Annotated in this window: 12 protein-coding genes and 1 pseudogene; 2 read left to right on the forward strand and 11 right to left on the reverse strand. The window is 61.4% G+C overall.

Going from position 1 to position 13,994, the window contains the following annotated elements; translation table 11 throughout:
• Positions 1 to 110 (forward strand): annotated as a pseudogene (locus tag EN850_RS37475) (IS630 family transposase); the annotation flags it as partial.
• Positions 111 to 139: 29 nt separating this feature from the next.
• Here EN850_RS37475 and EN850_RS36605 read toward each other — a convergent pair.
• From EN850_RS36605 to EN850_RS32350, 9 genes are all read right to left on the reverse strand, one after another.
• Positions 140 to 289, reverse strand: coding sequence for a hypothetical protein (locus EN850_RS36605; RefSeq protein ID WP_164761537.1), 150 nt, complete (start codon positions 287 to 289; stop codon positions 140 to 142).
• Between the two features lie 58 nt (positions 290 to 347).
• The gene (locus EN850_RS32315) at positions 348 to 3,539 is read right to left on the reverse strand and encodes a sialidase family protein (RefSeq protein WP_127310016.1); all 3,192 of its coding nucleotides are present in this window, start codon (positions 3,537 to 3,539) and stop codon (positions 348 to 350) included.
• Between the two features lie 483 nt (positions 3,540 to 4,022).
• On the reverse strand, positions 4,023 to 4,235 hold the full coding sequence (locus EN850_RS32320) for a hypothetical protein (RefSeq protein ID WP_127310017.1): 213 nt from the start codon (positions 4,233 to 4,235) through the stop codon (positions 4,023 to 4,025).
• A 302-nt stretch (positions 4,236 to 4,537) separates the two neighbouring features.
• Positions 4,538 to 5,422: a formyltetrahydrofolate deformylase gene (purU, locus tag EN850_RS32325; protein ID WP_127310018.1), complete on the reverse strand. Its 885-nt coding sequence runs from the start codon at positions 5,420 to 5,422 to the stop codon at positions 4,538 to 4,540.
• A gap of 71 nt (positions 5,423 to 5,493) precedes the next feature.
• Positions 5,494 to 6,384, reverse strand: a complete 891-nt coding sequence (folD, locus tag EN850_RS32330; RefSeq protein WP_127310019.1) for a bifunctional methylenetetrahydrofolate dehydrogenase/methenyltetrahydrofolate cyclohydrolase FolD — start codon at positions 6,382 to 6,384, stop codon at positions 5,494 to 5,496.
• Between the two features lies 1 nt (position 6,385).
• Positions 6,386 to 6,973, reverse strand: a complete 588-nt coding sequence (locus tag EN850_RS32335; protein WP_245463533.1) for a sarcosine oxidase subunit gamma — start codon at positions 6,971 to 6,973, stop codon at positions 6,386 to 6,388.
• Positions 6,939 to 9,872 (reverse strand): sarcosine oxidase subunit alpha family protein, encoded by a 2,934-nt coding sequence (locus EN850_RS32340; protein WP_136092907.1) that lies wholly within the window; start codon positions 9,870 to 9,872, stop codon positions 6,939 to 6,941. The genes EN850_RS32335 and EN850_RS32340 overlap by 35 nt, the downstream gene beginning before the upstream one ends.
• Positions 9,869 to 10,159, reverse strand: coding sequence for a sarcosine oxidase subunit delta (locus EN850_RS32345; protein WP_127310021.1), 291 nt, complete (start codon positions 10,157 to 10,159; stop codon positions 9,869 to 9,871). The genes EN850_RS32340 and EN850_RS32345 overlap by 4 nt, the downstream gene beginning before the upstream one ends.
• A gap of 9 nt (positions 10,160 to 10,168) precedes the next feature.
• Entirely contained in the window at positions 10,169 to 11,419 is a 1,251-nt protein-coding gene (locus EN850_RS32350) for a sarcosine oxidase subunit beta family protein (RefSeq protein WP_127310026.1), read from the reverse strand.
• A 125-nt stretch (positions 11,420 to 11,544) separates the two neighbouring features.
• Between EN850_RS32350 and EN850_RS32355 the strand changes: the two genes are divergently transcribed.
• Positions 11,545 to 12,576, forward strand: a complete 1,032-nt coding sequence (locus tag EN850_RS32355; RefSeq protein WP_206523013.1) for a GlxA family transcriptional regulator — start codon at positions 11,545 to 11,547, stop codon at positions 12,574 to 12,576.
• 18 nt (positions 12,577 to 12,594) lie between these two features.
• Here EN850_RS32355 and EN850_RS32360 read toward each other — a convergent pair whose 3' ends face one another.
• Both EN850_RS32360 and EN850_RS32365 read right to left on the reverse strand, forming a co-directional pair.
• Complete coding sequence (locus EN850_RS32360; protein ID WP_127310022.1) at positions 12,595 to 13,023, reverse strand: thioesterase family protein; 429 nt, start codon at positions 13,021 to 13,023, stop codon at positions 12,595 to 12,597.
• A 147-nt stretch (positions 13,024 to 13,170) separates the two neighbouring features.
• Positions 13,171 to 13,980: an enoyl-CoA hydratase-related protein gene (locus EN850_RS32365; RefSeq protein ID WP_127310023.1), complete on the reverse strand. Its 810-nt coding sequence runs from the start codon at positions 13,978 to 13,980 to the stop codon at positions 13,171 to 13,173.
• Between the last annotated feature and the right edge of the window lie 14 nt (positions 13,981 to 13,994).

Consider the following 13,994-nt stretch of genomic DNA (forward strand, 5'->3'; position numbering starts at 1 on the left):
CGGCCAGAACCTTCGACGCACTCTGCCAGGCTCTCGGCGATATCTGCCACCTGTTCGAGCCAGCTGAATGCAGAAACTTCTTCAAGGCTGCCGGATATGAGGCTAATTAATCGCGACACGCTTTAGCCCAACTAAAAGACTAGCGGCGCCGCGCTGCCGCGCGTCTGCGGAGCCAACTGCGGGCGATCACCATCGCTAGGACGGCAAGCACGGCCGCGATATAGAGTATCTCGGTCGTGCCGTCGCCCCCGTCAGGAGCCACGCCGAATATTCGCTCGATAAAATTCATCTCTGTCTTCTCCTTGGCATGAAGGCTCACTCAGCTATATGTGTTTCCTCGCGGGCACCTAGGCGTCCCCGGTCCCGAGCAGCTCGAAGCCAGCGCTCTTGAGCGCGGCGTTGAGCGCAGTGACCTCGTCCTTGACGAGCCCATTCAGTTTTTTGATCTCGCTGTCGACCTTCGACATGATCTCATCGGAAACATGACGGGCCTGCACGGTTGGCGCAGCATCGCCGATTTCGACTACGGTGACGAGGTCGATCAGCTTATCATGCCAGCCAGCAGGATTACGGTCGTCGCTGTCGCGCGGCGTCTCCCGCTTGATGTCGACCAGCGTTCCCTCGATCGCCTCGAGCCGCCCGAACAGTGCCTGCGTGCGCTCCCCGAGCGATTTGTCACTGCCGCCGAGCCGCTTCTGGAGATCCGCGAGTTGACGCTTTAGGAGCCGGATCCGATTGACCGCCTGATTGAGCGATGAGACCTTGCCGAACAGCTCTTCTAAGAGCGCGAACTGCTCGACGAAGTCCTTGTCAGTCGTCGCTATGCGGGGATCCTTAACGACGGTGAGACCGGCCGTCTGACTCTTTCCGTCCGCCTGCAGCACAACCTTATAGCTGCCGGGTACCACCGCCGGGCCGCTCGGATCCTCGTCCTCCACCGCGAGAGGCTCGTACTTCCGAGTTATCAGCGATTTGTCGAGCTTGGACGGTCCGCGATGCCTGAGGTCCCAAACGAAACGGTTGAGGCCGGCCTTCGTGCCTGGCTTCTTATCGAAGGACGCTTCTTGGTCGTCGCTCGAGAAATCGACGATGGTCTTGCCCGTGGCGTCCTGGAAAGTGAGCTTGACCGGACCCTCCGCATCCTCAAGCAGCCAATAATAGACGATCGCTCCGATCGGCGGGTTTTCGCCGCAGTCGAGATAGTGGCGATGGCTGCGTCCACCCTCCAGCTCCACGTCCTCTGTGCCGGCACCGATGCCGAAAGACGGACTGTAGCTCATGCCGGCATTGGAGCCTTTCCGGGCTCCGTACCGGAGCCTGGTCCGGACTGTGGGGCGCGGGCTCATCAGCCTCGCAGCTTTCTGATCGACGGCCAGCTCGCGCAAAGGCGTAATGTCGTCGAGGATCCAGAAGGATCGGCCATGGGTGCCGGCGACCAGATCGCTTCCCTTAATCTTGAGATCGTAGACCGGGACCACGGGCAAGCCCCCGGCCAGACGCGACCAGTGCGCGCCGTCGTCGAGACTGAAGAAGACTCCGGTTTCCGTGCCGACGAAGAGCAGGCCCGACCGCACCGGGTCGGCGCGCACCACACGGGTGATCTCGCCCTTGGGGAAGTCGCCGACGATCGACCGCCAACTCTGGCCGCCGTCCCTGGTGCGGAAGAGATAGGGTTGATAGTCGGCGAGCTTGTAGCGCGTGGCCGCTACATAGACGGTGTTAGCGTCATGCGACGATAGCTCGACGCAGCCGACATAGGCGAGTTCGGGCATGGCGTCAGGCGTGACGTTCCTCCACTCGATCCCGTCGTTCCGCGTCACATGGACGAGGCCATCATCGGTAGACGCCCAGATCTCCCCCTTGCGATGCCGGGATTCGACGACCGATGCGCACGTCGCATGCACCTCCGCGCCGGAGTTGTCGTGGGTCAAGACGCCGCCCGAGTAATCCTGTCTAGCCGGATCGTTAAGGCTGAGATCGGGCGAGATCGCCGTCCAGCTCGATCCTTCGTCGCGGCTGCGGAAGACGTGATTGCCTCCGGTATACAGCGTCTTCGGATCATGCGGCGAGAAGGTGATCGGAAAGGTCCAGGCGAAGCGGTACCGCATGTTCTTCGGCGCCATGCCACTCGTTTTTTCTGGCCAGACACTGACGACGCGAATCTGCCGGGTACGGTGGTCGTAGCGTTGCAGAGCTCCACAGCCGCCTGGGCTCGAGCCGGTCGCGCCGCAATAGACGATGTCGGGGTCCTCAGGATCGACAGCGATGAAGCCGCTCTCGCCGGTCCCCGGATAGGCGCAGTCGCCCAGGGTGATGACGCCCGTTTCCGCGGCGCTCGGGACTGAGATCGCGGTGTTGTCCTGCTGGGTAGCGTAGACCCGATAGGGGTGCCGATCGTCAACATCGATGCGATAGAACTGTGCCGTCATCTGATTGTAGATCGACGACCAGGTCCTGCCACCGTTGAAGGTGATGCAGGCGCCGCCGTCGTTGCCTTGGATTATCCGCTTGGGATTGGCTGGGTCGATCCAGAGAGCGTGGTTGTCGCTGTAAGGCGTCGTCAAGTTGGTGAAGTTCGCCCCGCCATCGGTCGACTTCCACATTTGCAAGTTGTTCACATAGACCGTATCGGCATGTCCGGTGTCGGCGAAGACGTGGGTGTAGTACCAAGGGCGATGGATCAGATCGCGGTTTTGCGAGACATGGATCCAGCGGTCTCCGTAGTCGTCAGTGCGGTAGAGCCCGATCTTGTCGCCCTCCGCCTCGATGAGCGCGTAGACGCGCCCGCGCTGCGCCTGCGAGACGGAGACCCCAAGCTTGCCGAGCACCCCGCCCGGTAGGCCATTGCGACCGGACAGTTCCTCCCAGGTGTCGCCGCCGTCAAGCGACCGGAAGAGTCCGCTCCCCGGCCCACCGCTGTTCAGGTTCCAGAAACTGCGCCGCGTCTCCCAAGTCGTGGCAAAGAGGATGCGCGGATTGCTGGGATCCATCGAAATATCGACGGCGCCGGCGTCAGGATTGCGGTAGAGGACCTTCTGCCAGGTCTTGCCGCCGTCCTTGGAGCGGAACACGCCTCTTTCCTCATTTGACCCGAACGCGTCGCCCAGCGCCGCGACAAAGACGATGTCCGGGTCGAGCGGATGTATGCAGATCTTGCCGATATGGCGGGTCTTTTTCAGCCCCAGATGAACCCAACTGCGGCCGGCATCGGTCGATCTATAGACGCCATCGCCGTAAGAGACGTCGACGCGGATCGTTGTCTCGCCCGTACCGGCATAGATGACATTCGAGTCGGAGGGGGCAACCGCGAGCGCGCCGACGCTGGCACTCGTGAAGAAACCGTCGGACACGCAACGCCAATAAACGCCGCCGTCGGTTGTCTTCCACACCCCGCCCGCACAGGCGCCAAAGTAGAACACCATTGGATCGGTAGGATCGCCTGCGACCGCCACAACGCGGCCGCCTCTGGCGGGTCCGATGCAGCGCCATTTCAGGGCTTCGAGGCTCTTCGGGTCACTGACAAGGATCTGCGTCGACATCGCACTACCTGCTCATAATGATGTTATTTGTGCTGAGACTCTGGAAACTTTCGCGAGAGCGCGCCAGACCCTGGTTAAATGCCGCTGTCAATTCACCTTGGGTCACCGAAATTGAGCGTCGGCCGCTTGCGCCAAATTCAGCTCGCATATGCCAAGTTCTAATGAACGGCTGCGATCCATTCTTCGATGGCGCTGCTGGTTCATCAAAGATACTTACGCAATTCGGGCAGCCTTCGCTTGGCCGATGGCATATGCTCGGTAATCATAGCGCGACTCCAGATGATACGTGGCGTTCTTGATAATGCGGTTGCGCTACATGCAATCCCATCGCCGCCTTGTCGAGGCTGCCGCCCCCCGCCACATCGACGAAACTTTTTCAGGCGCATGAATTCCACAACTGTATGCCTCTTGGTGGAGTCGCTTCGATGGCTGCCGCTCTCAATAAGCTGTGCGGCCGGAATGACTCATGTACCTCCACTGGAATTATGCCGCCTTCAGTTGCTTATTTTCCGCAATTTCGTCGAGAACGGTATCGGATTCCTGCGTTCTCTTTGCGTCTTTAGGGGGAACCTGCGTTTGGTTGATTGCCTGCGCGAGGTCGTGCAGAGATGGAAACGCGTAATCGGAAGATTCCGCAGCCGAGCGGCGGCCTGTCTGCGCAAACGATGGCGCCATGGAGATCGGCGAAGAACCCAACTGCAACCTCTGAGCACCCGCGCGCCATCCTTAGCGCGGGCGCGGTGTGGAAACAGTATCGGATGGGCTTCGTCATCGCTCGCGAAACGCTCGCGAGCTCTTTCGCTCGGCGACCCGGAGAGAAGCCGGATTGAGCTGATGGGCAGCAAAGGGTCATTGCTGCCCTGCAACCCAGAGATCGCTGGCAACCGCCATTCTGTTCGAGCTGCGAAAGCGAGACGGTCCGTCAAGTGCGAAAAATGCAGCGGCCAAGGTCGAATGGTTGGTCCGAAGCACTTCCGCTAACGCCGGGCGCCGCTGCATCATCCCATTCGTTCTGAGGCATAGGAGCCAGGCGAAGCGGGGAAGACCACCGTCTTATTCCCGTTGAGGAAGACACGGCGATGGATGTGCGCGTGAATGGCACGTGCGAGAACCTGGCTTTCGACGTCGCGCCCGAGCGAGACGTAGTCTGACGGGCTCTGGGCGTGGGTGACGCGAACCGTGTCCTGTTCGATGATCGGCCCCTCGTCGAGATCGGCGGTCACATAATGCGAGGTCGCGCCGATCAGCTTCACCCCGCGTTCAAAAGCCTGCTTGTAGGGGTTCGCTCCTTTGAATGACGGCAGGAAGGAGTGATGGATGTTGATGATGCGGCCGGACATCTTCTCGGACATCTCATTCGATAGCACCTGCATGTACCGGGCGAGCACGACCAGCTCCGCGCCGGTCTCCTCGAGGATGCGCATCTGCTGCGCTTCGGCTCCCCTCTTATTCTCCTTCGTAACTTTGACGTAGTGGAACGGAATGTCATGGTTCACGACCAGCTTTTGGTAGTCCAAATGGTTCGAGATCACCGCCACGATATTGACCGGCAACGCTCCGATACGCCAGCGATACAGAAGGTCATTGAGACAATGGCCGAAGCGCGAGACCATGATTATCACCCTCATCTTCTGGCTCTCGTCATGGAAGGCGAAGTCCATTGCGAACGTCTCGGCGGTGTCAGCAAAGCCGTTGCGCAGCGCGTCGAGGCCAGCGCCTTCTTCAGAGATAAAGCTCACACGCATGAAGAAGTTGCCGGTCTGCGTATCGTCGAACTGCGAGCTGTCCGTGATGTTGCAGCCGCTGCCGGCGAGGTAGCCGGCGATGGCAGCGACGATCCCGCGCTTGGACCTGCAGGTGACGGTCAGGTAGTATTTGTCCATAGGGAGCTTGCTCGTGTGTGCGGAAGAGATCCATTCGGGCCTGTCAGGGAGAGTGCCGGATTGCACGCGGCTCATAAGGTGAGGCCCTCGGGCTCGGACAGCCTATAAGCACGGCAGCAGGCGGTAACCGTGTTGGCGAGAAGACAGGCGATGGTCATGGGACCGACACCTCCCGGCACTGGCGTTATCGCTCCCGCTACCTCCGCCGCGCTTCCAAAATCCACGTCGCCCACCAGTTGTTGCTTGCCATCCCGCGCGATCCGATTGATGCCCACATCGATCACTGTAGCGCCCGGCTTGATCCAGTCGCCGGGGATCATCTCGGGGCGGCCGACGGCAGCGACAAGAATGTCGGCTCGACGGCAGAATGATGCCAGATCGCGTGTACGCGAATGAGCAATGGTTACGGTGCAGCTGTCATTGAGCAGGAGTTGCGCCATCGGTTTTCCGACGATGTTCGAGCGCCCCACGACCACGGCTTCAAGCCCAGAGAGATCGCCGAGATGGCTTCGCAGCAACATCAGGCAACCCAATGGGGTACATGGCACCATCGCATTTTGTCCCGTGCCCAGAAGCCCGACATTCGAAATGTGAAACCCGTCGACATCTTTTGCTGGATCGATCGCATTGATCACCAGATCGGCGTTCAGATGACTGGGTAGAGGGAGCTGGACAAGGACACCATGAATATCCGGATCGGAATTCAGCTGCTCGATTAGAGCAAGCAGATCGGCCTGAGATGTTTCGGTGGGCAGCTTGTGTTCAACGCTGCTCATGCCAGCTTCGATAGTCTGCCGTCCTTTGTTGCGCACATAGACTTCCGACGCCGGATCGCCGCCTACCAGAACCACTGCCAGGCCCGGCGTAATGCCGTGTTCCTCCTTGAGCCAGGCCACATCCCCAGCAACGCTCGACCGTAGCTGCGCCGCGGACTCTTTGCCGTCGATGATCTGAGCGGTCATGTTACCTTTCCTCTAGCCGCTTCGCCGCCGTTTCCAGTGCGTGCCAGAGCGATCCGGCCGACGAGCGCGCGCCCAGCACGGCGATATGAGCCTCGCTGCGGCGGATGACGAAACAGCTCATATGCTCAAGCCCGGTGCGCGTCGCGCAGCCCGGGCCAAAATCCGCGAGATCGACGTTAACGAGCTTCGACAGCAGTGCATCGATAGGCCCTGTGCCGGCTCGCGAAACGATCTCGAACGCGACCCAGCCATCGGTCTGCTCGGTCACCGAGCAGCCAGGGGCGAGTTGCTTGAGCTCGGCGGCAAAATCCAGCTCGGCGCGGCCTTCCGCCTCGATCATCCACTGATCCAGCCCGGTCCACAGCGCGGCAACCCCCTGCCCTGCAATCCAGCGGCCTGGTCCGGGAAGAGCGAGGCCGAACGGCGTGGGCTCAACGGTTCCGCGGCGCAGCGCCATGGAGGCAAGCGCCAGACCCCCGTTCTCACGGATCTCCAACGCCCCGAACGATGCGAGGCGTGGTAGTGCGGCACCGAGCGCGGTGATGGGTCTCAGGTCACTCACGAAGACGTGCTCCTTCAGGATCGACAAAATGCGCCGGCACGACGCGCAGGCGCGAGCTTTCGCCTTCGAGCGGGTTCGCAGCCACGATCACCTCGCCCAGCCGTTCATCGCCGTTCTCTAGGAAACCGAGCCCGATCATCGAGCCGACATGCGGACTGTAACAAGCCGACGTGGTCCAACCCTGATCGGTGTCGAATTTCCTCGGTGCGCCTTCCGCAAAAAGATGCGAGCCGCTGACCACATTCCCGGCAGGATCGACGGGCCGCAGCCCGACCAGGCGTCGCCTGTCGCCGGCAAGGCCCTCGCGCCGCGACATCACGGCGCCGACGGAATCCTTCTTCTGCGATACCATACTGCCAAGCCCGACCATGAGGGCCGTCGCCTGTCCGTTCAACTCAGGGCCGGCGGCGTGTCCCTTCTCGATCCGCAGGACCCCCAATGCCTCGGTGCCGTAGGGCGTCGCTCCGAGATCGGCTCCCAGTTCCATCAGCCGCTCGATCAATGCGTGGCCGTAGCGTGCGGGAACCGCAATTTCGTAGGCAAGTTCGCCCGAGAAGGAGATGCGGAAGAGCCGCGCGCGCAGGCCGTCGCAGACGGTGAGCTCCGTGCAGGCCATAAAGGGGAAAGCCTCGTTCGACAGGTCGAACCGGTCAACGATGCGGGCGAGCAGAGCGCGCGACTTCGGCCCGGCGACGGCAATCTGCGCCCAGGCATCGGTCGTGGAGATGAGCTGGACGTCGAGTTCCGGCCACAGGCATTGCCGCGCGAATTCCATGTTGCGATAGACCAGACCGGCGTTTGCGGTCGTCGTGGTGACCACACAATGATCCTCGGCCAGCCGCGCGCAGGTGCCGTCGTCATAGGCAAATCCGTCTTCGCGCAGCATAAGCCCGTAGCGGACCCGGCCGACTTTCAGTGTGGCCATCATGTTGCAGTAGAGCCGGTTGAGAAACTCGCCCGCGTCGGCACCCTGGACATCGATCTTGCCGAGCGTCGTCACATCGCACAGGCCCACTGCGCCGCGCACGGCCCTGGCCTCGCGGTCCACGCTGTGGCGCCAATGCGTTTCGCCCGGACGCGGGAAATATTGCGCGCGCATCCACTGCCCGACCTCGACGAACACCGCACCCTGCGCCTCGGCCCAGTGATGGGTGGGTGTGAGGCGGCGCGGTCGGAAATGCCGCCCTGTATCGCCGCCGCCCAGGACCGAGAGCGTCACTGGAGTGTAAGGTGGGCGGAAAATCGTTGTTCCAATTTTTGGGATCGACCTCCCGGTCAGCTCCGCCATCACGGCAAGACCGGTCACATTTGACGTTTTGCCTTGGTCCGTCGCCATGCCCAGAGTCGTGTAGCGTTTCAAATGCTCTACCGGCCGCATGTTCTCGGCATGGGCCAGCTTGATGTCCTTCACCGTCACGTCATTCTGGAAATCGACCCAGGCGCGCTTCTTGCCCGGTACATGGAAGACGGGCGCAACCGTGTAGTCTGCCTCCTCGGCGCGCGGCAAATCGGGCAACGATGCCGCGATTCCAAGTTCGTCCATCGCACGCTGTGCGGCTCGCGCGCCGGAACGCAAGGCGTCGGCGGTGGAAAAATGGCCCGCCGCCGCACCTGCCGGAATTAACCCTACAGGCCCATCCTCTCCAGGCAGGAACGCCTGCAGCGGTTCATTCCAAACAGGCCGACCGCGATGATGCGAAAAGAGATGCACATTCGGGTTCCAGCCGCCAGAGACCCCAAGCGCGCCGCACTCGATTGATTCGGACCTCCCGTTTGCCTGAACCTCGATCGACTTCAGGCCAAGCCGGCCGCGTGAGCCAGTCACCATGCCCCCCGCGATCAGTCGGTAGTCACCGCGAGCCTTCGCCTCGGGGCGCGCGTCGATGACGGCGGCGATCTGGACACCCTTGGCGGCCAGATCGCGCGCGGTGTGATGACCGTCATCGTTATTGGTAAAGACGGCGACCGTCTCGGACGGGCATGCCGCCCAGCGATTGGCGTAAGCCCGCATCGCGCCGGCCAGCATGATTCCCGGACGGTCATTGTCGGCAAAAGCGATCGGGCGCTCTGTCGCGCCCGCCGCCAGGACCGCGCGTTTCGCCGTAATACGCCAGAGTGTCTGGCGCACACGCCCGCTCACCTCCGGGAGATGATCGGAAACGCTTTCCACAGCGCCATAGATGCCGTGATCATAGACCCCGAAAACCGTGGTGCGACGCATCACGCGAATGTTCGGCAGGCTCTCAAATTCAGCCTCCAACGCTGAGATCCAGTCGCTGGCTTGCGCTCCGTCCAACGTTCTCGTCTCGGACAGAAGCCGCCCGCCCAGGCGGAAATCCTCGTCGGCCAAAATCACACGTGCGCCGGAGCGCGCCGCCGTCAGCGCCGCAGCAAGCCCGGCCGCCCCCCCGCCGATGACCAAGAGATCGCAATGCAGGAAGCCCTTGTCATAGACATCGGGATCGACCTGCATTGAAAGGCGCCCGAGGCCTGCCGCCCTGCGGATCACCGGTTCGTAGAGCTTTTCCCAGAAGGCTTTCGGCCACATGAAGGTCTTGTAGTAGAAGCCGGCTGTGAAGAAAGGCGACAGCAGGTCGTTCACCGCCAACGCGTCAAAGCCGAGCGAGGGCCAGCGGTTCTGGCTTCGAGCCTCCAGACCGTCGAACAATTCCACCGTCGTCGCGCGCGTGTTGGGCTCCCGCCGCGCCCCCGTTCGCAGTTCGACTAAAGCGTTCGGTTCCTCCGAACCGGCCGAGAGAACCCCGCGCGGGCGGTGATACTTGAAGCTGCGGCCCATCAGACGAACGCCATTGGCCAGCAGCGCAGAGGCGAGCGTGTCGCCGGCATGGCCATGATACCGTTGCCCGTCGAAGGTGAAGTTCAGGGTCTGCGAGCGATCAATCAGCCCTCCGGCTAGCCGTGTCATTTGCTGCACCTCGTCCGCGCAAGGGCCACATTGCGGGCCAGTTCCGCACCGAGGACTTCATGGGTGACCGTGTCGCGCGTCACCACCAGCCATGACCGGTCGCCGTGCTCGTGGTACCACAGTTCGCGGTGCACGCCCGCCGGGTTGTCGCGCAGGAAGACGTAATCGCAAAAAGCCGCCTCGGCATCGGGCGCGGAGGGGGCTGGACGGTCGATGAGCCGCGCGTCGCCCAGATAGGTGAATTCCTGCGCATCGCGCAGGCCCAGAAGTGGATGGGTGATCAGCATTGAACCGCCTCAGTGGAGATTGGGCTGGGCACCGGCGCCGCGCTCGTCAACCACATGGCCGCGTGCGAACCGCTCGATACGATAGGCGCGCGCGGTCTCGTGCGATGCGCCGGTGGCAAGAAGATGGGCGAAGGCGTAACCGCTGGCAGGCGTCGCCTTGAAGCCGCCATAGCACCAGCCGCCGTTGAGATAGAGGCCCTCAATTTGCGTGCGGTCGATGATCGGCGAGCCGTCCATCGACATGTCCACCACACCCCCCCACATGCGCAGGAGCCTCGCCCGCCCGATCATGGGCATCAGCGCCATACCGCCTTCGACGACGTCCTCCACCACCGGCAGGTTTCCGCGTTGGGCATAGGAATTGTAGCCGTCAATATCGCCGCCGAAGACAAGCCCGCCCTTGTCGGACTGGCTGATGTAGAAATGGCCTGCCCCGAACGTGATCACACCGGGAATGGTGGGTTTGAGCCCCTCCGTGACGAAGGCCTGCAAGACGTGGCTTTCGATCGGAAGCCGCATTCCAGCCATTGCCATGACCCGGCTCGAGGAGCCCGCCACCGCCACCCCGACCTTGTCGGCGGCGATATAGCCACGCGATGTCTCCACGCCACGCACCTTGCCGCGATCGAGCCGGAAACCGGTCACCTCGCAATTCTGGATCAGGTCCACGCCGTGGCTGTCGGCGCCGCGGGCATAGCCCCAGGCCACGCCGTCGTGCCGCGCGGTGCCGGCACGCGCCTGCATCAGGCCGCCTTTGATCGGGAAGCGCGCGTTGTCGTAATTCAGGAACGGAACCATGGCGCGCAGTTCCTCCCGACCCAGCAGCCGTGCGCCCGCCCCCGCCAGCATCATGGCATTGCCGCGGCGGCGAAAGGCATCGCGCTGCGCATCCGTATGAAAAAGGTTGATGATGCCGCGCTGGGAAACCATTGCGTTGAAGTTGAGCTCCTGCTCCAGTCCTTCCCAGAGCTTCATCGAGAACTCATAGAAGGGCTCATTGCCGGCAAGCAGGTAGTTCGAGCGGATGATCGTCGTGTTCCGCCCGACATTCCCGGATCCGAGCCAACCTTTCTCCAGCACGGCGATACGCGATCGTCCGAAGGTCTTGGCCAGATAATACGCTGTGGCCAAGCCGTGGCCGCCTCCGCCGACAATCAAATAGTCGTAGGAAGGCTTTGGATCGGGATTGCGCCAGAGCGGCCGCCACCCGGTGTGACCCTTGAGCGCTTCAGCAAAGACGCGGAAGCCGGAAAACTTCATATCAAGGACTCCTTGGACTGCCGAGACTATGTCACGGCAAGGGCAGCGAGGTGTTTTCAAAATTGACACATGTGTGCTTTTGCCGGACATGTGCGAACGATGTGGACGATAGGATTTTCAACAGGATGATTGACGGGAATCACGGCAGCGCGCAGCGATACGGTTTCCTGCTGATCGAAGGCTATGCCCTGATGTCCGCGGCCGCCGCGGTCGAGCCGCTGCGCGCCGCCAACCTGCTTAGCGGGCGGACCCTTTACGATCTGAACTTCATCTCGGCCAAAGGCGGGTGGATGCGCAGTTCCGTCTCGGGCGCGTTCGAAACCGAACCTGTTTCAGAAGCAGGCACTGATTTCGATATTCTCTTCGTCGTCGCCGGCGGCAACCCGCTCACCTATCGGGACGACAGGATCCTGGCGTGGCTACGCCGTCTCGCCCGGTCGGGAGTGCCTTTGGGCGGAATCTCAGGCGGGGCGGCAATCCTGGCCGCGGCGGGTGTTATGTCGTCACGCCGGTTTACCATCCACTGGCAACACATCGATGCAATGCGCGAGGTCTATCCTGAGGCGCTGATCGAACGCCGCCTCTTCGTCATCGATCGCGACCGCTTTACCTGCGCCGGCGGCATGGCTCCCCTGGACATGGCCCACGCCCTGATCGCTTCAGATCACGGTGTGGAATTGGCCCGCGCGGTCAGCGATTGGTTCATCCATACCGGCATCCGGCAGGCAGAGGCGCCGCAGCAATTGGACCCGGTGCGCAGGTATGATCTGCACCATCCCGCTCTGGTCGCCATGGTACAATTGATGACGAGCCATATCGCGGACCCGCTAAAGCTGGAAGATCTGGCTCATCTGAGCGGTATCGGGGCGCGGCAATTGGAGCGGCTGACAAAAAACCAGCTTGGACAGAGCGTGATGCAGTTCTATCGGTCTCTGCGGTTGGAGAAGGCCGACGAGATTCTGCAGCAGTCCAACCTTCCGCTCGTCGAGGTGGCGCTTGCCACTGGCTTTTCCAACCGTAGTCATTTCTCACGCGCTTTCCAGGCCCACTTTGGCATAGGCCCCGCCACTCGACGAAAACGGCGCGGCCGCGAAGAGGCTCCGGATCAGTCTGACCGAAGAATCCTGGGGGAGAAACTAAGCAGCTTGGCCCAGTAGAGCGTTCCAAGCAGGCTCTTAGCCTTCGGCACACACCGGTCCCAGTGATCTCAACTTATGGAGGAAGGGTTCGGGAAGCGGCGTGCTGCGACCATTTTTGCGATCGACCAGCACGTGAGTGACTTCAGCTGTAGCCATTGGCTTACCTTCGATCCATAAACCTTGGCCCACAAGAAATGATGATCTGCCAGTCTGGAGTAACAATGATCCCACAACGATCTTGTTTGGATACTTTATCTCTGCTCGCAGGTCCATGGCGATCCGCGCTATCGGCAGTATGTAGTCGTCGGAAGCCAGCATCGTATCGAATATTGCCCTGCCAGCGGCAAAATAGGACGAGTATACACCGACGTTCACATGACCGAGAGCGTCGGTATCACAGAACCGGACATGCTCGTCAGCAAAATGCTGGAAAAGCTCAATATCTAGGAGTCGTGCGTCGTTCATCTTGTCACCAACAAAGTCAGTTGGATATGCAAGCTGCGCCCGTCATATCGAGAAGCGTCCATCGGCTGTGTCCCCACTCACCAACCCGCATTCAAACGCCAGTCACTGTACCTAGGAGGTTGTGCCGCTGAATATATCTCTAGTGATTTACCTGCCCCTCCACTGGGGCTTACGCTTTTCCATGAAGGCCCGGGGTCCTTCGAGGCTATCTTCAGAGTTCGCTATAGCTTTGTACTTTTTCAATTCACCTGGCGGGTTTCTCACCGCTGCGAACCCGTCCCTTGCAGAGAGGTGCGATGTATAGCGCATAACTTCTTTGAGACCTTCAATGGCGAGCGGGGCAGATTCGCAGATCTTCTCGGCATGGCGCATCGCCGCTGCCAGAGCCTCTCCCCGGGGAACAACCTCGTTCACAAGGCCCAATCGAGCAGCCTCAGACGCCGAGATCGGCTCGCCGGTCATCATGAGGTGCATTGCAATATTGTACGGTATCCGGCGATGCAGGTTCTGAATGCCGCCCGCCATCGGCAAAAGCCCGATCCGCGTCTCGGGGAGAAGGAAGCGCGCATGCTCGGCCGCTACGATCATATCGCACGCGAGCGTGATTTCGAAGCCTCCTCCCGCCGCGGCGCCGTTGACAGCGGCTATTACTGGCTTTGTCAGGCCCCAGAACTCCGCAATGCCACCGAACCCCCCAGGGCCGTTGCCGACCTGCGTGTCGTAATAGAGGTCAGCGGTTAGGCTTTCATCGGACTCCTTCAAGTCCCAACCGCCGCTGAAGATGCGGTCCCCGGCGCCTGTGAGGATTGCCACTCGTAGGTCTTCGTCTTCCTGAAACGCCGCGAACGCAGCATAAATTTCTCGGCTCGTACGGCGAGAGATGGCATTCGCCGGCGGGTTGTCGATCGTGACAACAAGTATCTGTCCGTGGCGCTGAGTGCTAACTAGTGCGGTCATAGCGGCAGCCTTCT

Origin of the sequence: Mesorhizobium sp. M8A.F.Ca.ET.207.01.1.1 (assembly GCF_004794715.1) — a bacterium.
Taxonomy (GTDB): Bacteria; Pseudomonadota; Alphaproteobacteria; order Rhizobiales; family Rhizobiaceae; genus Mesorhizobium.

Bases quoted from the DNA above. Each gene is read 5' to 3' on its own strand.
- EN850_RS36605 (WP_164761537.1), bottom strand. From the start codon at position 289: ATGAATTTTATCGAGCGAATATTCGGCGTGGCTCCTGACGGGGGCGAC.
- EN850_RS32315 (WP_127310016.1), bottom strand. From the start codon at position 3,539: ATGTCGACGCAGATCCTTGTCAGTGACCCGAAGAGCCTCGAAGCCCTG.
- purU (WP_127310018.1), bottom strand. From the start codon at position 5,422: ATGGACAAATACTACCTGACCGTCACCTGCAGGTCCAAGCGCGGGATC.
- folD (WP_127310019.1), bottom strand. From the start codon at position 6,384: ATGACCGCTCAGATCATCGACGGCAAAGAGTCCGCGGCGCAGCTACGG.
- EN850_RS32340 (WP_136092907.1), bottom strand. From the start codon at position 9,872: ATGACACGGCTAGCCGGAGGGCTGATTGATCGCTCGCAGACCCTGAAC.
- EN850_RS32345 (WP_127310021.1), bottom strand. From the start codon at position 10,159: ATGCTGATCACCCATCCACTTCTGGGCCTGCGCGATGCGCAGGAATTC.
- EN850_RS32350 (WP_127310026.1), bottom strand. From the start codon at position 11,419: ATGAAGTTTTCCGGCTTCCGCGTCTTTGCTGAAGCGCTCAAGGGTCAC.
- EN850_RS32355 (WP_206523013.1), top strand. From the start codon at position 11,545: ATGATTGACGGGAATCACGGCAGCGCGCAGCGATACGGTTTCCTGCTG.
- EN850_RS32360 (WP_127310022.1), bottom strand. From the start codon at position 13,023: ATGAACGACGCACGACTCCTAGATATTGAGCTTTTCCAGCATTTTGCT.
- EN850_RS32365 (WP_127310023.1), bottom strand. From the start codon at position 13,980: ATGACCGCACTAGTTAGCACTCAGCGCCACGGACAGATACTTGTTGTC.